Raw genomic sequence first — 20,542 nt, 5'->3', positions numbered from 1 at the left:
CTACCGATCGAGGCGACCGCCATGACGGAGAACATCACCAGCGTCGGCGGGGGCAACCGGCCGGATACGGACGTGAGCGCGCTGAAGGGCCGTACGGGGGCGGGGGCTCCGGCCGAGACACGGGGGAGGACCGCCATCGCGGACGGCGTGGTGGCCAAGATCGCGGGCATGGCCGCCCGCGAGGTACCGGGCATCTTCGACCTGGGAGCGGGGATCTCCCGCGCCTTCGGCGCCATGCGCGAGCGCGTACCCGGCGCAGGCGGAGGCCCGGCAGTCACGCGCGGGGTGAAGGTCGAGGTCGGCGAGCGTCAGGCCGCGGTGGACCTGGACGTCGTCGTCGAGTACGGCGTCTCCATCGTGGACGTCGCCGGCGGCGTACGCACCAATGTCATCGGCGCCGTGGAGCGGATGACGGGGCTGGAGGTCGTCGAGGTGAACATCGCCGTCGACGACGTCCATCTCCCGGACGAGGAGGAGACGGCCGAACCGGACGAGAGCCGCGTGAGGTGATCCGCCACCGCGTCCCGTGCGGGCGCGGGTGATCGCGCGGACGACGACGTACGTCCGCCAGACGGGTGAGTGCATGATGAACGCAGGAACGACGGGCCTCGCGGCCGGCATGGCCCTGGGCTTCGCCGGATACTTCGGGGGCTTCTGGGCATTTCTGCTGGTCCTCGTCCTGGGGGCGGCGGGGTTGATCGTCGGCCTCGTCGTGCAGGGCGACCTCGACCTCCGGACACGGAGGCAGCGGTGAGGACCCGCCCCGGTTCCCCCGGCGAGGGCTCCGCCCCACGGGCACGGGCCACCGGCCTGCCGCCCCCTGCCGAGCGGGGCGCCACCGTCATCCCGGACCGGGTGGTCGCCCGTATCGCCGCCCAGGCCGCACGCACGGCGCAGTCACGGAGCGCCGCCGTACCACCCGACCGGGGCAGGCCGGAGGCGCCCAGCGCCTCCGCCGCCGTCCGTACCGGTTCGGTGCGCCTGCATCTGGCCATGGACCTCCCCTACCCCACCGACATCCCCCGGGCCTGCCGGCGGATCCAGCAGGACGTCGCCGAGAAGGTGACCCAGCTGACCGGCCTCGACGTGGGAGAGGTCGTCCTCACCGTCCGACGGCTGCTGACCGCCGCCGACACGAGCCGGGGGCGGGTCCGGTGAGCGGCCACGCGGCCTGCCGCACCGGGCGCGCCCCTGAGGAAGGGGCTCCGCGATGACCTCCGCCCCCGGCCCTCCCGGCCCCGGCTCCACGCCGTCCGCGTCGCCTGCCACGGTGCCGCTGACGAAGGAGCCCGGACCACCCGAACGCGACGGGTCCGGGCCGGACCCCGCGTCCGGTCAGCGCGACGCCGGGCACCGGTCCCACCGGCCCTGGTCCGCGCGCCGCGTCCCGGCCGCGCTGGTCGCCTCGGTGATCCTCGTGGCCGCGGTCGCGGCGCTGATCGACGTCGTCGCCGTACGTGCCGGACGCCCCGCGGCGGCCTGGCGGCGGCGCCTGGCCGGTGAACTGGCCACCCGCTCCGTGGACGACCTGTGGATGCTGACGGGAGCCGCCGTGGCCGCCGCCGTCGGCGTCTGGCTGATCGTCCTCGCCCTCACCCCCGGGTTGCGTCACCGGCTGCCCCAGCGCTCCCCCGCCCAGTGCCCGCGGCTGCGGTCCTCCCTGGACCGCGACGGCGCCGCCGGTCTGCTGCGTGACGCCGCGCTGCGGGTTCCCGGAGTCGGTGCGGCGCGCGTCCGGGTGCGCCGTCACCGCATCAGAGCGCGCGCGGACGTCCGCTTCCGTGACCCCCGGCAGGTGAAGGACGACCTCACCGCCGTCCTGGACGAGGAACGCGACCGGCTGGCCCTCGCCCGTCCCCCGCGCATCGTCGTACGGGTGCGGCGACGCACCGACTGACCGTCAACCGCAGCACCGGGAGTCCCGCCATGGCGTCGCGATCCGCACGCAATCGCACTCTGCTGGCCCTCGCCGGACTGGTCCTGCTCGGCGGCGGGCTGCTGGTCCTCTTCGCCGGGCTCGACCTCTACCGGCGACACCATCTGGTCCCGCCCGCGGGCTGGCCCCTGACCACCCCGGACGACGTCCTGCTCGGCTCCGCCGACCGGGTCCGCTGGAGCGGCCAGGGATGGTGGTGGTGGGCCGCGGTCATCGCCGCGCTCACCCTCGTCGCCGCGCTCGCCCTGTGGTGGCTGCTCTCCCAGCTGGGCCGGCGCCGCCCCGGACCGCTGCCCGTCGGCGGCACACCACCGCAGGAGGGCGTCGAACTGCGCGACCGCGCGCTCAGTGACGCGATCGCGGCGGAAGCCGGGGCCCTGCCGGGGGTCGAGCACGCGGCCGTACGCATCACCGGCCGGCCCGCCCACCCACGCACCCACGTCGGGCTCACCCTCACCCCCGAGGGCGAGCCCGGCGCCACCCTCGGTGCCCTCTGCGAAGGCCCGCTCAGCACCGCTCGGCGGTCCACCGGCCGCCCGGACATGCCCACCGAGGTCCGCCTCCAGGTCGCCCGCCACACACCGCACCGCGTGGAGTGAGGACGGGACCGGCCGCCCGGGTCCCGGCGTGCGGGTGATCAGCCTGCGCAGGGCGGCCCCTGGGCCTCGCTCCACCGGTGCTGGTCGTAGGCGCCGCAGGCGAGGACCGCCTTCGGCCTGTCTCCCGTCTGGCGCAGCAGGACCAGGGTCTTGTCGCGGGGCGGGGCGTTGGCGCCGTCGTAGGAGACGTATCCGGTGGCCCCGTTGAACGCGATCCCGGCCTGGAGGACCAGCAGGACGGATTTGCGCTCGATGTCCCGGTCGGCCAGTCCGGCCTGGCGCACCGCCTGGGACAGGACGTGGAAGGCGTCGTACGAGACCGCGGAGTGGCCGTCCTGCCGCCAGGGATCCGTGCCGTGAGTGGTGGCCTTCACATAGGCGTCGTACTCGGACACGAACTGTCGGGTCCTGTCGCTCGCGCCCGGGTCGTCGGTCGGCAGCCGGTGCGCGGAGTAGTACAGGCGCAGCCAGTCCTTGTTGGCGAACGCGCCGGTCTGCGCCACGTTGGTCAGCTCGTTGCCGCCGAGGACCGTCACGTCGCGTGAGGTGCAGGTCCCGGCGGTGTCCATGGAGTTGATGAGGGCGGTGAAGTCCTTGGCCCGCGCCGACCAGTACACCACCGAGTCCGGTTCGTCCTCCAGCGCGTCGCACAGCGCCCGTGCCAGTGAGGCGGCGCCGTGCTCGCTGACGGCACCGCTCAGTGGTGTCGAGCCGAACCTGCCCTCCTGGTCGAAGTCGAAGACCTGGTGCGTGCCGTGGAAGTCGTCGACGAACCGGCGGGCGAGGCTGTGGCTGTACAGGTCGGCGGAGCTCTCGATCACGACCGCGTGCTTCGCCGGGGTGCAGCGGTCCTCGAAGCCGGGCTCGGCCACGATGTTCTTCGTGTGCGCGAAGTCCGCCTCGATCCTGGCCTCGCGCGAATTGAACGGTGTGGACGGCCAGTAGGTCGTCGCGGCGGAGCCGGTGAGCATCTCGTCGGCGGTCGCGGTGGTGCCGATCGTGGGGATGCCCGCATCACCGAGGTCCTGGAGCGCCGCCTGGGTCTCGGCTCGGCTCTGCGCGAAGCCCAGAACGCCGACGACCCGGTCGGACGCCGGGACGCTCTTCTCGTCCGCCACCTCGGCGACGAGCTTGTCGGCCTCGCTCTCGGCGTCATGGAAGGCGACGCCGGCCTTGCGCACGTCCACGCGCAGGGGTATCAGGGAGTCGTCGGCGGCGGCCTCGCGAATCAGTCTGTCCTGCCACATCGCGATGCCGCGCAACTCCGGGATCGTCCCGTCGAAGCGGGTCTCGTCGTCGGTCGTCGGTGGGTCGGACACGAAGGCGACGACCGTCCGCACGGTCCGACCCTGGGCGGCGTACTGCTCGACGCGTGCGTTCTGGCGGTCGATGGTCCGCACGGCCGCCTCGTACCAGGCGGTGGTCTGCACCGGTACCGGTTTCGTGGGAGCGGACTCCGCCACGGATCCGGTCCCGCCGAGGCAGTCGCGCGGCGGGGGAAAGACGACCGGCTGGAGCAGCAGCCCTGTCGTGAGCAGGGCGAGCGTGGTCACCGCGCTGACGATCGCGGCGGGGACGTACCGGCTGAACCTGAACGTCTTCGGCCCGACGGGCAGGACGGGCACACCGCGGGCCGCCAGGTCGGCTTCGGAGACGGTGACCAGGACGGGGGGTTCGCCGGCGCTGCCGTCGGCGGCGAGGCGCACACTCGCTTCCGGGAAGGTGCTCTCGACCGGATCGCCCAGTTCCCGCAGCAGGGCGTCGGAGGGGACGCCTACGGCGACGACGAGCGGGCCCGGTGGTCCGGCGGTGGCCTGGGCCCGGCGCAGGGAACGCAGGAAGCGCTCCGCGGCGCGGGCCCCCGGCTCTCCTGCCGGGGGTAGCTCCAGGAAGAGGACCGGCCGGCTGGTCCTGCGGCGCCGGCCGGGCAGAATGCGGCCGATCGCGGGTCGGCGCAGGTCTTCCAGCAGGGCGCGCAGAACGAGCCAGTCGAACTCCTGGAGCGACTCCTCGTGGGCCGCGTCGTCCATGAGCTGAACGGCGCGCTCGGCGGCCAGGTGGTCCATCACGCGGAAGAGGTTGTTGCTGCCCTGGGCCACCGGTTCCGCCCCGAGCCAGCCCCGCATCACCTTGCGGGAGGTGTGACGGGCCCAGATCCGTCGCGGAAGCAGCTGGACGAACGACAGCCAGCTGAGGCCGGCCAGGAAGCCGGCGAGCCCGTCGAGAGCCGGGCCCTCCATCCTGGTGAAGGCCAGCACACCGCCGCGCTGGGCTCGCCGCTCACCGGCGTGGGTCCGCAGCTCCGCTTCCTGGTTCGCGTTGGTCGCCCACTCCTGCGGGTGCGACCTGATGTACTCCACCAGATCGCACATGACGTGGAAGTGCGGGAAGCGGTCGGGAGTCATGTGCTGCGGAGCACCGCGGTACAACTGCGTCCCGGCGCCGGCGGAGAGCAGCCGGGCGTCGGCTCCCTCTCCGGTCCCGGCGGTCAGGTGGGCGAACGGCACCCGCTGCCGCAGCGCTCCGGCCAGGGCGGCGACGACACGGTCCACGCCGGTCCGGTACGACTCGCGCGGTACGCGCAGGAGGAACAACGGCGGACTGGTCGCCAGCTTCGACCGGTTCTCGTACATGGGGGCCACGGTCACCCGGAACTCCCGTATGAACGCGGTGGCCTGCTCGTTGGGGAATCCGGGGTCGCCAAGAGGTGTGGTCATGCGGAACTCCCCCATGTTCGGCCTGGACGACGTGCGCCGGGAAACGGCACCGGCTCCTGCCCGACTCCCCTGCCCGAAGTTGTAGTCGGGGGACAGATGGTGAGAGGAGAAGGCCGAGGAGCAGGAGTTGGAGGATACCGTCGGTGTGGCAGGCGTCACAATGGGTGGTCGGGGGCGTTCCGGCGGACTGCGCATGCGCCCTCCGCTCCGCCCGCGTGCGCCCCTTGCGTCCCGGGTCGTGCACGCACGGCGGCCCGTCCGCGTCACCGCGTGACCGGCAGGCTCTCCCAGCGCCTCGGGCCGTGTCAGCGATCTCGTCCGGCCTGGTCCGACCCCGGCCGTCAGGCCCGGGGCAGGTCGCCAGGAGACGGCCGCGGCTCCCGGACGGCACCGGCGTCCCTCGTCGGTGTGGCCCTCGGCGTGCCGGGAGCGCGGTCGGGGCATCCGGGAGGAGGGAGGTGGACGTGGTGGGGAACGAGGGCTTGGGACTGGACGAGGTGCTGCGGGCCGCTGAGGAGGCGGCGCCGACCGAGTCGGTCGACGTCGTCGCCCGGAACCTGGAGAAGCGGTTCGGCGTGCGAGCGGTGTCGTTCTGGCTCGTCGACCTGATAGGGCGGGAGGCCGTGCGACTGCCCCGCGCCGGTGAGTCCCTGCGCGACGGCGCACAGCGGACCGGGCTGCGGGGCAGCGTGTACGACCACGTCCTGCGCAGCCAGCGCCTCCACCACGAGTACGACGCCGACGAGGGGTTCCGCGTCATCGCGCCGGTGACGAACCGGGGCGACTGCATCGGGGTGCTGGAGCTGTCGGTGCCCCACCTGGACGACGAGGTACGGGAGGAGATCGAGAAGGCCGCGCACGCGCTGGCGTACATCGTGGTCACCGACCGGCGCTTCACCGACCTGTACCACTGGGGAAGACGCACCACCAGCATCAGCCTGGCCGCGGAGATCCAGCACCAGCTGCTGCCCTCGGCCTCCTGCTGCGAAGCCCCGCAGTTCACCCTCGCCGGCGGCCTCCTCCCGGCGGACGAGGTGGGCGGCGACACCTACGACTACACCCTCGACGCCGACGCGCTGCACCTGTCGATCACCGACGCCATGGGGCACAACACCGCCTCCGCCCTGCTGGCCACCCTCACCGTCAACGCCCTGCGCGGCGCCCGGCGCGCCGGGCTCGGCCTCACCGAACAGGCCCACGCCGCCCACCAGGCGATCCGGACGCACGGCTACGGCATGACCACCGGGCAGCTGCTGCACATCGAGCTGGACACCGGCCGCTGCCGGCTGGTCAACGCCGGGCACCCCTGGCCCCTGCGCCTGCGCGACGGACGGGTGGAGGAGGTCCCCCTGCGGATCAACCTGCCGTTCGGGGTACCGCTCCCCGTCCGTTACGAGGCACAGGACATCGACCTGCGCGCCGGTGACCGCCTGCTGCTGCTCACCGACGGCATGTGCGAGCGTGAGGCCGCCACCCTCGACATGGCGGCCCTGCTGCGGGACACCCGCGGCGAGCACCCCCGCGAGGTCGTGCGCGCGCTGGCCGACTCGGTGCACGACGCGTGCGGGGGCGTCCTGGCCGACGACGCCACCATCCTGGTGCTGGACTGGCACGGCTCCGGGCTCGGCGAGCCGGACGCGGCCGACGCCGGCATCTCCTGAGACCTGCCCGCGTGATCCGGTCCGGACCGTGACCGCCGGGGCCCCGCGGCGGCCCGCACGGAGCCCGGGCTCTCCGGGCGGGTGCCCGGAGAACCCGGTCGGGGCTGCTTTCCCAACCCCTGGACGGCGAGTAACCAGGCTCCGGCCGACGCAACCGGCCGGGTGCCCGCGGACCGGCGGACCGGGCGGCGAGGGTGGTCACCGGGCCCGCCGGCACCCCCGTCCGGCCCAGTCGCCACGCCGGACGTGCGATGGGTCACTCCGCCGGCGCACCCCCCGCCGGCGCCCGATCGGGGCGGTTTCGGATCCCGCGCGTGACGGAAGCCGGAAATCTGCCGGGGCAGCGCCACATAACCGGGCGCGGCGACGTTAGGGTTGTGTCCACCGGGGCGCCAGACGGACCCGCGCCCCCGAAACGAAGGTGCCATGCCCGCCGAGAACTCACCCGCCGGCAACCTCGACGACGACGACTACCCCGCCTACACGATGGGCCGTGCCGCCGACATGCTCGGCACCACGCCCGCCTTCCTGCGGGCCATCGGCGAGGCCAAACTGATCACCCCGCTGCGTTCGGAGGGCGGCCACCGCCGCTACTCCCGGTACCAGCTGCGCATCGCCGCCCGCGCCCGCGAGCTGGTCGACCAGGGCACGCCCGTCGAGGCCGCGTGCCGCATCATCATCCTCGAGGACCAGCTGGAGGAGGCCCTGCGGCTGAACGAGACGATGCGCCACGGGCTGGGCGGCGGCGCCGGAACCGGCGGCGGTCACTGAGCGCCACGCCACCCGGACGAATATCTGTCGTCGCCGTTGCAGGATTACCTTCAGGATGCCGGAAGTTTCTCCGTCCCGGTGGGGCCAGAATTGCCCGCCGGCGTGACCGGAATGCTGGAAAGCCTGGGATGCCCGGGGCTGCCTGTGTTACCGTGATAACAGTTGCAGTTTTGATTGCCGGAGAGCGTCTGTGAAATCTTCCAGGCCTATTCGGGTCCCCTTGAGGGGTGATCATCGCGGCGACTCGGGTTCCGCACAGTGTGGATCCCGGCACTGCCCCTAGGGAGATTCAATATGGCATCTGGCACCGTGAAGTGGTTCAACGCGGAAAAGGGCTTCGGCTTCATCGAGCAGGACGGCGGCGGCGCCGACGTGTTCGCGCACTACTCGAACATCGCCACCTCCGGCTTCCGCGAGCTTCAGGAGGGCCAGAAGGTGACCTTCGACGTGACGCAGGGCCAGAAGGGCCCGCAGGCCGAGAACATCGTTCCCGCCTGACGCTGACGATTTGCACGTGGTGGGGCCCGCGCTCTTGGGCGCGGGCCCCAGCCCGTTTTCCCCACTTTTCTCTGCCCTCGCCTTTTTGGCTTCCTTTCGGCTTGTTCTTGCGAATTCCGTCGCGGTTCCGCACCGCCGAATCGAATTCCTCGATACGTGCCGCACGCATCGAGGAGGGTTCCGCGTGAGCCGCGCCCATCAGACCCGTCATACCGGCAGCGATCCCGCCCGGTTCCGTTCACGCAGGACGAGCCCGCAGGGGTCGAGCCCCCAGGCGAGGCGTGCGCCGCACGCGGAGTTCGCGCTCCCCGTCAGTCTCACCGAGGCGCTGCCGGCCGTGGAGACGTTCGCCGACCTCGACCTGCCCGCGCCGCTCCACGCCGCGCTCCTCGCCGAGGGTGTCACCGCTCCCTTCCCGATCCAGGCCGCGACCCTGCCGAACTCACTGGCCGGCCGCGACGTCCTGGGCCGCGGACGCACCGGCTCCGGCAAGACGCTCGCCTTCGGCCTGGCCCTGCTGGCCCGCCTGCACGGCCGGCGGGCCGAGCCCCGCCAGCCGCTCGGCCTCATCCTCGTACCCACCCGGGAACTGGCCCAGCAGGTCACGGAAGCACTCACCCCCTACGCGCGGGCGCTGCGCCTGCGGCCGGCCACCGTCGTCGGCGGCATGTCGATCGGCCGCCAGGCCGCCGCACTGCGCGGCGGCGCCGAGGTCGTCGTCGCGACCCCCGGACGGCTCAAGGACCTCGTCGACCGGGGTGACTGCCGCCTGGACCACGTGGCCGTGACCGTCCTGGACGAGGCCGACCAGATGACCGACATGGGCTTCATGCCCCAGGTCACCGGCCTGCTCGACCAGGTACGCCCCGACGGCCAGCGGCTGCTGTTCTCGGCCACGCTGGACCGCAACATCGACAAGCTGGTACGCCGTTACCTGCACGACCCCGTGGTGCACTCCGTCGACCCGTCGGCGGGCGCGGTCACCACCATGGAGCACCACCTGCTGCACGTCCACGACGACGACAAGCACAGCACCGCCACCGAGATCGCCGCCCGCGAGGGCCGCGTGATCATGTTCCTGGACACCAAGCACGCGGCGGAACGACTGGCCAGGCACCTGCTGTCGGTCGGCGTCCGGGCCTCGGCCCTGCACGGCGGCAAGTCCCAGCCCCAACGGACCCGCACGCTGGACCAGTTCAGGGACGGGCACGTCACGGTCCTGGTCGCCACCAACGTCGCCGCCCGCGGCATCCACGTCGACAACGTCGACCTCGTCGTGAACTTCGACCCGCCCGGCGACCACAAGGACTACCTGCACCGCGGCGGCCGCACCGCCCGGGCCGGCGAGTCCGGCACCGTCGTCACGCTCGTCCTGCCGCACCAGCGGCGCACGATGAACCGCCTCATGGCCGACGCCGGCATCACCGCGCGCGCCACCCAGGTCCGCCCGGGCGAGCCCGAACTGAGCCGTATCACCGGTGCCCGGACCCCCTCCGGGGTGCCCGTCGTCCTCGCCACGCCGGCGGCCGAACGCCCCGAGCGCTCGGGTACCGCCGCGCGTCCCCGCGGCGGACGGGCGAGGCGCGCCCGGCGTCCCGGCTCCGGCAGGACCCGTTGACCGTCCGCACCCCGGGCGGGGTCCGCAAGGCGCTCCGCCGAGGAAGGGAAGCCCTTGAACCCACCCGAGGAGACACCCCTGTCCCCGGCTGCCGCACCCCGCTCGGTGCCGGTGGCCGGCGGCACCGGGCTGACCGCCCGTGACGCCATGGACGCCCCCGGCCTCCAGATCGACGACCACATGACCGTCGACGTGGCCCTGTCCGTGCTCATCGGCGCCCGCGCCACCCATCTGCTCCTCCAGGACGACGACGGTCGCTGCTCCGGGCTGATCACCAGGGCCCAGCTCACCGCCCACCGCGCCGCCTCCTCCTACAGCGACCGGGCCCGGCTGCGGGACATACCGCTCGACCGCGGTCCGTTCACCTCGTCCGTCTCGGCCCTGGGCGACGCGGAGTCCGCCATGCGGATCCGCACACTGGACGTCTCCCCCGTGGTCGACGCCCAGGGCTACGCCCTGGGCGTCCTCACCGTCATCCCCTGACCGCTCCCCGTGGAGGCAGCATGCGCTGTGTCATCGCCCGATTCCCCTTCGACCTGACCAAGAGCGAGGTCGAGCAGTCGATGGAGGGCATCCGGCCCGAACCCGCCGTCGGCAGCTGCGTGACCATCGACCGCCGGGTCTACCCGGTCAAGCAGGTCGGACAGGTCATCACCCGGCAGGACCGTCGCGACTTCACCGCCGCCGAGGTGAGCAGGGCACTGACCCGGCTCGGCTTCACCTGCCACGAGGCGGCGCCCGCCACCCCCCAGGAGCACAGCGACCCCACCGCCCTCCCCTGGGCCGACCACTCACTGGGCTAGGCCCTCTCGTTCGGATCGTGCCGGGCTCGCGGGCCCTGGCACCGCGCCCTGATCCGGCCTGATCCGAACGAAAGACCCTGGGCCTGCCTGTGGGCCGTCGTGGTCGCCGCCGACCGCTCTCGCTCCGTGCCACGAGCGGACGTACGCTGGACGGCACCGGAAAGCAAGTCGCGTGGCGACCGCGGCGGTGCCGTTCCCGGCGTACGACGGAAAACGGGCGGCCGGAAGCCGTCCGGGACGGGATCGCACGTATGGACACGAACGGTTGGCCCGCCGCGGACGGTCTCCCGGGCAGGGCGCACACGTACCGCATGCCCCTTCCCCGGCTGACCCTCACCCCCGACGCCGGCAACGGCCCGCTGCACGGCGCCTGGTGGCCCCGCTGTGACGCGCTCGAACTCGAACTGCCCGCGCTGATCGACGCGTTGGGCACCGGACTCGGCACGGTCGTCGGCGTCACCGTGGACACCGCCGCCTGGCCCGGCGTCCCGCGTACGGTGCCGGCTCCCGGCCACGTCATCGAGGTGTTCCTGTCGGCCGTCGACACCGAGGCGCACACCATCACCCTGGACTGCGGTCCCCTGGGCCGCCGGGACCTGCTGGTCGTCCCGCCCGGTGAACCCGCGGGCGCGGCAGGCTGGTTGCTGACCACCGCCGCCGACCCGGACAACACCCTGTCGGCCCCGCACATGCTGGCGCTCGCCCAGGCCAACTGGGACCGCTGACCGGCAAACGCACCCGCCGGCCGACTGTGGCCGGGTACGGGAGACTGCCGTGGCCCGCGGGCTCAGGCGGCCGGGTGGTCCTCGTCCCGCCGCACGGCACGAACCACGGTGGTCACGACCGCGGTCCCCGCGAGGCCGCCCAGCATGACCAGGGTGACACCGACCAGGAAGAGGCCGGAGGAGTCGCCCGACCAGTCGAGGCAGGCGGTCACGGTCAGGCCGGCCGTGGTACCGAGGACCGCGCCCGCGACATGCCCCCGTGCCGCCGCCCAGCCCACCGGCACCAGCAGGGTCAGCACCAGCCCCGCCACCTGCCAGGCCTCGTACGGCCCGGTCGTCGTACCGTCGGGGTGCACGTCACGGTGCCGGTCCCAGCCCAGCCAGGCGGCCCACGCCGCCGACGCCGCCACGGCCGGCACGAGGAAGGCCAGGAACCGGCGGACGGGTGTGTGCGGTCTCTGTCGCATGACCTCAGCCTCGCGTCCCGCCCCGTCGCCGGACAGAGCACGGCTACTCAGGCCCGTCCTGAGTAGCCCGGCCCCGGCCGCACGGTCGTCGGCGCTGCTCCATCCGTGTGTATCCGTCATCCGATCGGCCGAGTGCCGGGCGCTCGGGGCGTCCCGTCCGGGCTCGCACGGCGAGGATGGCGGGTGACTGCCGCCAAGGCGTGGGCGGACGGCGAGCATCGGGAGACAGACGACCTGTGAGCATCCTCAACGAACCCCAGGGCGGCGCCGAGGCAGCTGAGGACTCGTACGAGAACGAGCTGCCGGTGAGGCCCAAGCAGCCCGGCAACGTCGTGGTGAAGTGGCTGACGACCACCGACCACAAGACGATCGGCACGCTGTACCTGTCGACGTCGTTCCTGTTCTTCCTGTTCGGTGGCGTGATGGCGCTGCTGATGCGCGCCGAGCTGGCCCGGCCGGGCCTCCAGATCATCTCCAAGGAGCAGTACAACCAGCTGGTCACGATGCACGGCACCGTGATGCTGCTGATGTTCGCCACCCCGCTGTTCGCCGGGTTCACGAACTGGATCATGCCGCTCCAGATCGGCGCGCCCGACGTGGCGTTCCCCCGGCTGAACATGTTCGCCTACTGGCTCTACCTGCTCGGCTCCTCCATCGCGGTCGGCGGCTTTCTCACCCCGCAGGGCTCGGCCGACTTCGGCTGGTTCGCCTACACCCCGTTGTCCGACGCGGTCCGCACTCCCGGGCTCGGCGCCGACATGTGGATCATGGGTCTGGCCTTCTCCGGCTTCGGCACCATCCTCGGTGCCGTCAACTTCATCACCACGATCATCTGCATGCGCGCCCCGGGCATGACCATGTTCCGCATGCCGATCTTCACCTGGAACGTGCTGCTGACCGGTGTCCTGGTCCTGCTGGCCTTCCCGGTGCTGGCCGCCGCCCTGTTCGCCCTGGAGGCGGACCGCAAGTTCGGCGCCCACGTCTTCGACGCCGCCAACGGCGGCCCGTTGCTGTGGCAGCACCTCTTCTGGTTCTTCGGCCATCCGGAGGTGTACATCATCGCGCTGCCGTTCTTCGGCATCGTCACCGAGGTCATCCCCGTGTTCAGCCGCAAACCGATCTTCGGTTACATGGGACTGGTGGCGGCCACCATCGCGATCGCCGGTCTGTCGGTGACCGTGTGGGCGCACCACATGTTCGTCACCGGCGCGGTGCTGCTGCCGTTCTTCTCGTTCATGACCTTCCTGATCGCCGTCCCGACCGGGGTGAAGTTCTTCAACTGGATCGGCACGATGTGGAAGGGCAGTCTCTCCTTCGAGACGCCGATGCTGTGGGCGACGGGCTTCCTCATCACGTTCCTCTTCGGCGGCCTGACCGGTGTCATCCTGGCCTCGCCGCCGATGGACTTCCATGTCTCCGACAGCTACTTCGTGGTGGCGCACTTCCACTACGTGGTCTTCGGAACGGTCGTCTTCGCCATGTTCACCGGCTTTCACTTCTGGTGGCCGAAGTTCACCGGCAAGATGCTGGACGAGCGCCTCGGCAAGATCACCTTCTGGACGCTGTTCGTCGGCTTCCACGGCACCTTCCTGATCCAGCACTGGCTGGGCGCGGAGGGCATGCCCCGTCGTTACGCCGACTACCTGGCGGCCGACGGCTTCACCGCCCTGAACACGGTCTCGACGATCAGCTCGTTCCTGCTGGGCCTGTCGATGCTGCCGTTCCTGTACAACGTGTGGAAGACGGCCAAGTACGGCAAGCCGGTCGGCGTGGACGACCCGTGGGGGTACGGCCGCTCGCTGGAGTGGGCGACGTCCTGCCCGCCGCCGCGGCACAACTTCGTCACCCTGCCGCGGATCCGCAGCGAGTCCCCGGCGTTCGACCTGCACCACCCCGACATCGCGGTGACGGAACACGAGGGCGGCGGGTACCCCGCGACGACCGACCGGGGTCACGGGTGAACGGGCTGCCGAAACAGGGGGCGGGCACCGGCGGTGACCTCGGCAACGAGGTGGAGGGGTACCTGCTGTGGCAGGCCAGGGTCGCCGAGGCCGAGCAGCGGGCGCGGGAGTTCACCGGGTCCCTGGACTGGCTGACGACGGCGCAGCGTGAGGAGATCGAGCGGCGGTACGCCGCCGACAGCCTGCGCCGGGCCCGCGCGGACCTCGAACGCGTCGCGGCCCGGTGCATGTCGCTGCGGGCCGAGTACGAGCAGCGCTACCGGGAACTGCGGCGGCGCTGCCTGGCCATGACGCTGGCCGTCTGCGCCGCCCTGACCACGGTGGCCACGCTGCTGCTGGTCCTCTGACTTCGGGCACCCGGCCGGCCGGCCGCGTGCGGGCGGGTCATGACCGCGACCGCGGCGCTCGGCACGACCCATGTCACGCCGCACCACAGCACCACCGGGTGCGGCGGCCTGCTACTCCGCCTCCGACAGCAGTGCGTGCGCGTCTCCTCGGGCGATCGCCGGCTGCGCCCCACCGGTCACGCACACGGCCGCGGGCTGCCCTTCCGCCACGACGAGGTCCGCCAGCCGCAGCTCCGCGACGAGTCCGGGCCGGTCCTGCCACCGCTCGACCCGGGCCGGTGCGCCGGGCGGCGACACCTCCAGGTGCCGCAGCGGCAGCCGCAGCCCGATGCCCAGGGCTTTGAGCACCGCCTCCTTGCGGGTCCAGTACCGCAGCAGGGCGCCGGTCCGGTCGGCGGGCGCCAGCCCGCGCAGCACGGCCAGTTCGGCCGCGGACAGGACGCGCGGCGCGACCAGGTCCACGTCGGGCGGATCGTCGGCCCGCTCCACGTCCAGCCCGATGTCCGCGCCCCGGCACACGGCCACGCCCACGGTGGGGCCGCTGTGGCTGACCGAGAACCGCAGGCCGCCCGGCGGGTCCACCGCCGGGTCCAGGGCGGGCTTGCCGTGCGGGCCGCCGCAGCGCGGGCACACCCGGCGCAGCGGCACCCGGGCGGCCGGCAGGCCGAGGAGCCGGCCGAGCGCCAGCCTGCTCAGCGCGCAACCGAGCAGGAACTGCTGCCGGTTGTCCGGGTTGACGGTGGCCTCGTAGCGGGCGCTCTCCACCGGGTCGAGCAGCCGGCGCAGTCGCGGCCGGTCACCGGACAGCCGGGCCCACCACACCTGGACGGGCCGCGTGGCGTCCCCGGCGCCGGTCACCGGGGGGCGGCGGTCGTGGTGCGCACCTCGCCGGCCGGCGTGAAGGGGGTCAGGAAGGAGCGCGCCCCGCAGGGCGCCGCCGCCCGGGACCGCGACGGCGTAGGCGGAAGTCCCGCCCGTGTGCGGGCTCCTGCCGAAGCGGAGCCGCCGGCCGGTGCGAACCTCCGGACCAGTGCGTACATGTGTCAGCCTTCGCCGTGTCCGAGGCCTGTCCGGAAGGTCCGCACCCGCCTTCCGGGGCGGTTCCCCGCGGGGCGTTCGGCCCGTGGAAGCGTGGCCGGACCACCGTCCTGGTGGCCCTTCGAGGCACTCGCGGCGGTGAACCGTCAACGGGTCGCACGCGGTAGGTGACGGAGCGTCAGTGCGTCTTCCGGGCGGCGGCGCGGCGGCTTCTTCCGCCAGGACCACGCGGCGGCCCGGGTGCGTGCCGCGGAGCCCGGCCCATCGGGCCGGGTCAGCGGGGAGAGCCGGGGCGGGAGGGAAGCGCGGGGGTCACTGCGGGTCGAGCGGACGTTCCCGGTCGTCGGTGTCGTCCTCGTCGACCAGGATGTCCGCCGCAGCGGGACGTGGCCCGTCGTCAGTGGACGCCAGTTCCTGCTGGAGTGCCCTGAGATCGGTGCTGGGAGCGCGATATTTGAGTTCGCGAGCGATTTTGGCCTGCTTCGCACGTGCGCGACCGCGTCCCATGATCCATCTCCTCACAGATGCCCGGACACAGGGGCCCGTACGTCATCCCCGCGACCGATACTCCCTAGACACCACACCATGCTAGCTCAGTCGGCCTGTTCTCAGCAGACAGGCCGGAGCCCCGGGCCGGTGGTCCGGACCCGGTACGTGCGACGACCGAGTGCTCAGTGCACGGCCCGGAGCATCCGGGTCACGTTGATCCTGGTCGGGGAGAGCCCGAGTTCGACGCTCTGCATCATGCGCTCGCCGTTCAGCCGGCCGTACGCGAGCAGGTCGACGTTGGCAAGACTGAATTCCGGCCAGGTGTGAATGCTCAGGTGCGAGGCGGAAAGCAGAAGAATCGCGGTCACGGCGCCGTTGGGGAAGACATGCGACGCCTCCCCGAGAACCTTGGCGTTGCCCTTGTCCGCGGCGTCGCGCAGCACCTTCAGAAGGCGCTGCTCATCGGTCAGAATGCTGTGATCGCTCACCCATACATCGACCGCGTAGGAGCACAGGTCGTCGACGTCTATACCTTCGGTGGCGAGTTCCGCGGGATTACTCATGGCGCTCCGGGAAGCGCGCGCCTGAGCCGCTTCCCGCATCTCCTCTCCAAGGGATTCACCACGCGGATTCACCCACGCGGATTCACAACGATCACGGTGACCGGATCGGGGCCTTGACATCCCGACTGCCGACACTTAGCCAGACCAGGCTAGCACCCAGGGTAACCTACCGCAGCGCGCTGCGGTGGCCTGCGGGTACGCCCGCAGCGACGCCCGTCGAAGTCCTGTCGGCCGGCCGGCGGAGGGGTGCATTTCGTCGGTATGGCCGTCGGGGGACGGCCCGGATTTCACCGCACCGGATTGCATTGCCGCCGCATTCCGCACGACAACGGCCCGGCTCGGGCGCTCAGCGGCTCGGAGCGGACCCTGGAGGACATGCCCTGCCGGCCGGCCCGGACGGCACGGCACATCCCGGCCGGCCGGTAGGGCGTGACGTCACATCAGAGCGTCGACGACCGACCGCGGGAGGCCGGGAACCGCCGCCTCGGACGACTCGGCGAGGGCACCTGAAGATCCGGGCACCGCCGGGGCGGTGCCCGCACCGGGACCGGCGGACGGCCACCGGCGCGACCAGTGCCTGGTCCGGTGAGTCGGCCGGCCGGTGCTGAACACCCGCTTCCCGCGGTGCGCGGCGACCGCCCGCGGAATGCCGCGCCGGCCGGGGCCGCCACCACGGCGGACGCGCTCGCCGGCCAGTGGGAGACCACCCGCGGTCATTCCTTTCTCCGGACCAGAAAGGACGCCCCGTACGTGGTGCGCACAGCCGCAATACTCGACGATATCGCCGACCGGGAAAAAGCCGGAACGGTCTTTTTCTGGAATTACTGGAACGCCCTTGACGCCTGGCATCGCGCTTTGCCGGGCCCGTATACTGGCACGAACATTCTCACCCCACGTGGAGCACCATTGTGACGAACGCCCGCCGACGACACCGCAGTCTCAGCGCCGACCGAGTGCTCAACGATGTCGCGGACGCCGTCGGGCTCCAGGAGGGGCCTCCGGGCGTGCGGTCCGTCCTGCGTGCCATCCGCCGGCTGGCTCCGGCCTCCACCAAGGACATCAGCCGGGCCGTCGGTCTCCCCGTGCCGATCGTGGCGGCCGTGGGAAACGAACTGCGCACCCGTGGGCTGATCACCCGCGAACGGCCGTCGCAGCTCACCCCGGCCGGCCGGGCCGTCGTCACCGAACTGGGCATGGATCTCACCCTGGACGCCACCTGCCGCACCTGTGACGGGCGGGAACTGGTGATCCCGGACGTGCTGGAGGAGGCCGTCGCCCGGCTGAACGCCGTCATGGGGGACGGCCCGGCCGCCGACATGACGCTCGACCAGTCCAAGTGCACTCCCGAGACCAAGGTGCGGCGGGTCCTGGCGCTGCTGTCGGCGGGCACGCTGCCCGGCGGTTCGCTGCTCCTGATCGGCGACGACGACCTGATCTCGCTGGCGGTCGCCGTGGTGGGGGACGTGCTCGGCGCACCGCTCGTCGACAAGGTGACGGTGGTCGACATCTCTCCCGAGATCCTCGGTTACATCGAGCGGGTCTCGGCGGATCTCGGTACGCGCATAGAGACGGTGCAGCACGATCTGCGGAATCCGCTGCCGGAGGAACTGCACCGTCAGTTCGACGTCGCGATGACCGATCCGCCGTACACCCCCGAGGGTGCCCGGCTGTTTCTTTCGCGTGCGGTGGAGGGACTTCGCCAGGGGCCGGCCCACAGCATTTTCCTGTCGTTCGGCGGGAAGAGCCCGGACGAAATGCTCCAGGTACAGCGCGAAATCATGGAACTCGGTCTCGTCACCAACGGATACATCCGCAACTTCAACGAGTACGAGGGCAGCGGAATTCTCGGCGGAGTCGGATTCTTCCAGCATCTGCTGACCACGAGCGCGACCGCGCCCTCGCAGGAGGGCGGCTACCAGGGTCCCCTGTACACGGGCGACAAGCGCTCCCGGCAGCGGATGTACGAGTGCGTGGCCTGCGGTGAGATGGTCCGGGTCGGCGCGGGAGCGAAGTGGACCTCGGTCGGCGTCCTGCGCGCGGAAGGCTGCCCGAACTGCGGCAAGGGCCCCTTCCGCCCCGGCCCGCTGGTGCCCGTCGGAGCGGAGGACCAGGCCCGGCAGCCGGCGGCGCCGGGCCCGGACACCGACGGCGGGCCGCGGCCCCAGGGCGCGCCGGAGACCGTCGTACCGGAGAGCGCCGCGCCGGAACCCGTGGAGGAGACCGCCGCGCCGGAGCCCGCCGACGAGCTGGCGCCGTACACCACCGCCGGCCGGATCTGGCAGCCCCCCACCGCCGACGAGCGTGTCCTGCTGGAGGAACGGGCGGCGCCCTACGTCACCCGGCAGGCCGACGAGCACGACCTGGCGGCGATCGGGGCCTTCGAGGTCGACATCGCGCGTGTCTCCTTCGGTGGTGACGCCGTGGACGATCCCGCGCGGCACCGCACACGTCTGGCGCGCGCGATGGAGAAGTCCAGGGACGGGATGATCGTCGCCCACCGGCCGGGCGATCCGGTGATCGGCTGGCTGTGGGTCAGCATCAACCAGAACACGATGACCGGTGACCGCTACGCGAACTTCCGCTCCCTGGCCGTGGCCCCGGTGGAGCGCCGGGCCGAGGTCGCGGAGCTGCTGATCTCCTCGGGGCTGGAGTTCGCGGTGCGGAACGGGCTCACCGAGGTCGTCGGCCGGGTGCACGTCGCCAACGTCCCGATGCGCACCCTGTACCGGAAGTTCGGTTTCACCCCGGCCAACCTGGTGATGAAGCTGCGCCTGCCGGCGGGGGACGACACCGGGCTGTCCCTACCGCGGGATCCGAGCCATGCCGAGCGCTGACGGCGTCAAGTGCGTGGTGTGGGACCTGGACGGGACCCTGTGGGACGGCGTGGCGGTCGAGCGCGCCGACAGCGGGCTTCCCGAGGTCCGGCCGGACATGCTGGCGGCGGTCGACACGCTCGCCGGACACGGCGTGCTCAGCAGCATCGCCAGCCGCAGCGCTCCGGAGGTGCTGGAGCGCGTCGCCCGTGACCCCCGGCTCGCCTCCCGCTTCCTGGCCCCGCGGATCTCCTGGCAGGACAAGAGCGACGCCCTGCGGGCCATCGCCGCGGAGCTGGGCGTGGCGGTCGGGTCGCTGCTCCTGGTCGACGACTCCCCGTACGAGCGGGCCGAGGTGGAGGCCCTGCTGCCCGGGGTGCGTACGGCGGCCCCGCAGGACGTGCCCGCACTGCTGGACGCCCTCTCCGGCCGGCCGGTCACCCCGGAGGCACGCGCGCGGGCCGGCCTGTACCGCACCGAGGAGGCCCGCCGCCGGGCGGGCGAGCGCTTCGAGGGCGACAGGGAGGAGTTCCTGCGGTGGTGCGGGATGCGGATGGAGGCCGGTGCGGCGGGCGGTGCGGAGCTGCCACGGGCACTGGAGCTCGCCGAGCGCACCCACCGGCTGAACTCCTCGGGCCTGGACCGCGAGCAGGCCCGGGTCCTGGTCGAGCGGGGTGGACACCGGCTGTTCACGGCCCGCATGACCGACCGGTTCGGGGACTACGGCGTCATCGGCATGGCGCTGGTGCGGCCCGGTCCCGCCGAGTGGTCGCTACCCCTGCTCGCGCTGTCCTGCCGGATCGCCGGACGGGGTGCCTCCGTGGCCTTCCTGCGCTGGCTGATGGAACAGGCCCGGTCGGCCGGCGCGGACAGGTTCGCGCTGGATCTCCGGCCGACCGAGGCCAACACCGAGCTGCGGCTGCTGTTCCGCCAGGCCGGCCTGCGGGCCGACGCCGGCGGTCCGGCACCGTCGACGGTGACGTTGTCCCGGACCCTTCATGGCGACCTGCCCCCCTGGCCCGCCTGGTTGCGGGTGCGTCCGCTGCCGATTGGAACGACCCCATGACCGAAGAAACCCTGCGCGGACAACGGGCCCGGGTGGAGCGGGAGATCCGCTGGATGCTGGCCGACGCCGTACGCGCGGAGCGGGCCCGCGTCGAGCGACTGCCGTCGGGCACCAAACTGTTCGGCGCCGAGATCTCGCTGTCGTCGCTCGCCGGCGTGACCCTGCTGTCCGCCATCACCGACCGCTACGGCGTCGACGTGGCGGCCCAGGACCTGAGCCTGGACTGTCTGGAGTCCATCTCCACACTGGTCGACTTCGTGGTGTGGCACCTGGCCGTGTCACCCGGCAGCGGTGTGTGACCCGTCCGGCCGGGGCCGCGGCGGAAGCCGTGAACCGGCGCCGGGATGCGTCGGTGGAGCGGACGGCCCGGGGACCGGGCACGTCACCGCCGGCGGTGAGCACATGCCCTGACACGAGCGGGTACCCGGCGGGGGGACGAACGGACGTCACGCCTGTCCGGCCGGGAGGAA

22 protein-coding genes are annotated in these 20,542 nt (G+C 72.4%); 17 read left to right on the top strand and 5 right to left on the bottom strand.

Features of this window, described 5'->3' with window-relative positions:
* Positions 1 to 21: 21 nt before the first annotated feature.
* From ACF1BE_RS05685 to ACF1BE_RS05665, 5 genes are all read left to right on the top strand, one after another.
* Entirely contained in the window at positions 22 to 510 is a 489-nt protein-coding gene (locus tag ACF1BE_RS05685) for an Asp23/Gls24 family envelope stress response protein (RefSeq protein ID WP_392197680.1), read from the top strand.
* Between the two features lie 73 nt (positions 511 to 583).
* The gene (locus tag ACF1BE_RS05680) at positions 584 to 754 is read left to right on the top strand and encodes a hypothetical protein (RefSeq protein ID WP_392197851.1); all 171 of its coding nucleotides are present in this window, start codon (positions 584 to 586) and stop codon (positions 752 to 754) included.
* Positions 751 to 1,158, top strand: a complete 408-nt coding sequence (locus ACF1BE_RS05675) for an Asp23/Gls24 family envelope stress response protein (protein WP_392197679.1) — start codon at positions 751 to 753, stop codon at positions 1,156 to 1,158. The genes ACF1BE_RS05680 and ACF1BE_RS05675 overlap by 4 nt, the downstream gene beginning before the upstream one ends.
* Before the next feature lie 52 nt (positions 1,159 to 1,210).
* On the top strand, positions 1,211 to 1,897 hold the full coding sequence (locus ACF1BE_RS05670; RefSeq protein WP_392197678.1) for a DUF6286 domain-containing protein: 687 nt from the start codon (positions 1,211 to 1,213) through the stop codon (positions 1,895 to 1,897).
* Between the two features lie 29 nt (positions 1,898 to 1,926).
* A complete protein-coding gene (locus ACF1BE_RS05665) occupies positions 1,927 to 2,535 on the top strand; it encodes an alkaline shock response membrane anchor protein AmaP (RefSeq protein ID WP_392197677.1) in 609 nt (202 codons plus the stop codon).
* A 38-nt stretch (positions 2,536 to 2,573) separates the two neighbouring features.
* Here ACF1BE_RS05665 and ACF1BE_RS05660 read toward each other — a convergent pair whose 3' ends face one another.
* Complete coding sequence (locus ACF1BE_RS05660; protein WP_392197676.1) at positions 2,574 to 5,252, bottom strand: ABC transporter substrate-binding protein; 2,679 nt, start codon at positions 5,250 to 5,252, stop codon at positions 2,574 to 2,576.
* Between the two features lie 467 nt (positions 5,253 to 5,719).
* Between ACF1BE_RS05660 and ACF1BE_RS05655 the strand changes: the two genes are divergently transcribed.
* From ACF1BE_RS05655 to ACF1BE_RS05625, 7 genes are all read left to right on the top strand, one after another.
* On the top strand, positions 5,720 to 6,913 hold the full coding sequence (locus ACF1BE_RS05655; RefSeq protein ID WP_392197844.1) for a PP2C family protein-serine/threonine phosphatase: 1,194 nt from the start codon (positions 5,720 to 5,722) through the stop codon (positions 6,911 to 6,913).
* 426 nt (positions 6,914 to 7,339) lie between these two features.
* Positions 7,340 to 7,684, top strand: a complete 345-nt coding sequence (locus tag ACF1BE_RS05650) for a MerR family transcriptional regulator (RefSeq protein ID WP_392197675.1) — start codon at positions 7,340 to 7,342, stop codon at positions 7,682 to 7,684.
* A 294-nt stretch (positions 7,685 to 7,978) separates the two neighbouring features.
* Positions 7,979 to 8,182, top strand: coding sequence for a cold-shock protein (locus tag ACF1BE_RS05645; protein ID WP_007383480.1), 204 nt, complete (start codon positions 7,979 to 7,981; stop codon positions 8,180 to 8,182).
* Positions 8,183 to 8,366: 184 nt separating this feature from the next.
* Positions 8,367 to 9,800 carry a DEAD/DEAH box helicase gene (locus tag ACF1BE_RS05640; protein WP_392197674.1) on the top strand — a complete coding sequence of 478 codons (1,434 nt, stop codon included), beginning with the start codon at positions 8,367 to 8,369 and terminating at the stop codon, positions 9,798 to 9,800.
* A 147-nt stretch (positions 9,801 to 9,947) separates the two neighbouring features.
* Entirely contained in the window at positions 9,948 to 10,283 is a 336-nt protein-coding gene (locus tag ACF1BE_RS05635; RefSeq protein WP_392197843.1) for a hypothetical protein, read from the top strand.
* Positions 10,284 to 10,303: 20 nt separating this feature from the next.
* Positions 10,304 to 10,603: an SCO5918 family protein gene (locus ACF1BE_RS05630; RefSeq protein ID WP_392197673.1), complete on the top strand. Its 300-nt coding sequence runs from the start codon at positions 10,304 to 10,306 to the stop codon at positions 10,601 to 10,603.
* A 251-nt stretch (positions 10,604 to 10,854) separates the two neighbouring features.
* Positions 10,855 to 11,328 (top strand): DUF5994 family protein, encoded by a 474-nt coding sequence (locus tag ACF1BE_RS05625; RefSeq protein ID WP_392197672.1) that lies wholly within the window; start codon positions 10,855 to 10,857, stop codon positions 11,326 to 11,328.
* A gap of 62 nt (positions 11,329 to 11,390) precedes the next feature.
* Here ACF1BE_RS05625 and ACF1BE_RS05620 read toward each other — a convergent pair whose 3' ends face one another.
* A complete protein-coding gene (locus ACF1BE_RS05620; protein WP_392197671.1) occupies positions 11,391 to 11,795 on the bottom strand; it encodes a hypothetical protein in 405 nt (134 codons plus the stop codon).
* A 236-nt stretch (positions 11,796 to 12,031) separates the two neighbouring features.
* On the opposite strand from ACF1BE_RS05620, the gene ctaD reads away from it, so the two are divergent.
* On the top strand, positions 12,032 to 13,756 hold the full coding sequence (ctaD, locus tag ACF1BE_RS05615) for a cytochrome c oxidase subunit I (RefSeq protein WP_392197670.1): 1,725 nt from the start codon (positions 12,032 to 12,034) through the stop codon (positions 13,754 to 13,756).
* On the top strand, positions 13,753 to 14,103 hold the full coding sequence (locus ACF1BE_RS05610; protein ID WP_392197669.1) for a cytochrome C oxidase subunit I: 351 nt from the start codon (positions 13,753 to 13,755) through the stop codon (positions 14,101 to 14,103). Before ctaD ends, ACF1BE_RS05610 begins: the two co-directional genes overlap by 4 nt.
* Before the next feature lie 111 nt (positions 14,104 to 14,214).
* On the opposite strand, the gene ACF1BE_RS05605 is transcribed toward ACF1BE_RS05610, so the two are convergent.
* The 3 genes from ACF1BE_RS05605 to ACF1BE_RS05595 all read right to left on the bottom strand — a co-directional run bounded on the left by ACF1BE_RS05605 (position 14,215) and on the right by ACF1BE_RS05595 (position 16,193).
* Entirely contained in the window at positions 14,215 to 14,961 is a 747-nt protein-coding gene (locus ACF1BE_RS05605) for a 4'-phosphopantetheinyl transferase family protein (RefSeq protein ID WP_392197668.1), read from the bottom strand.
* Positions 14,962 to 15,453: 492 nt separating this feature from the next.
* Positions 15,454 to 15,648: a DUF3073 domain-containing protein gene (locus tag ACF1BE_RS05600; RefSeq protein WP_392197667.1), complete on the bottom strand. Its 195-nt coding sequence runs from the start codon at positions 15,646 to 15,648 to the stop codon at positions 15,454 to 15,456.
* A gap of 164 nt (positions 15,649 to 15,812) precedes the next feature.
* Entirely contained in the window at positions 15,813 to 16,193 is a 381-nt protein-coding gene (locus ACF1BE_RS05595) for an S-adenosylmethionine decarboxylase family protein (protein ID WP_121791121.1), read from the bottom strand.
* A 908-nt stretch (positions 16,194 to 17,101) separates the two neighbouring features.
* Here ACF1BE_RS05595 and ACF1BE_RS05590 point away from each other — a divergent pair.
* Genes ACF1BE_RS05590 through ACF1BE_RS05580 form a run of 3 tightly spaced genes read left to right on the top strand, consistent with a single transcriptional unit; the run spans position 17,102 to position 20,371 of the window.
* Positions 17,102 to 19,027 carry a GNAT family N-acetyltransferase gene (locus tag ACF1BE_RS05590; protein WP_392197666.1) on the top strand — a complete coding sequence of 642 codons (1,926 nt, stop codon included), beginning with the start codon at positions 17,102 to 17,104 and terminating at the stop codon, positions 19,025 to 19,027.
* Positions 19,014 to 20,072, top strand: a complete 1,059-nt coding sequence (locus tag ACF1BE_RS05585) for an FkbH-like protein (RefSeq protein ID WP_392197665.1) — start codon at positions 19,014 to 19,016, stop codon at positions 20,070 to 20,072. Before ACF1BE_RS05590 ends, ACF1BE_RS05585 begins: the two co-directional genes overlap by 14 nt.
* Positions 20,069 to 20,371, top strand: a complete 303-nt coding sequence (locus ACF1BE_RS05580) for an acyl carrier protein (protein ID WP_392197664.1) — start codon at positions 20,069 to 20,071, stop codon at positions 20,369 to 20,371. The genes ACF1BE_RS05585 and ACF1BE_RS05580 overlap by 4 nt, the downstream gene beginning before the upstream one ends.
* The last annotated feature ends 171 nt before the right edge of the window (positions 20,372 to 20,542 follow it).

The organism is Streptomyces sp. NPDC014991, assembly GCF_043080665.1.
GTDB lineage: Bacteria > Actinomycetota > Actinomycetes > Streptomycetales > Streptomycetaceae > Streptomyces.
This window is presented reverse-complemented; position numbering and strand designations above follow the sequence as displayed.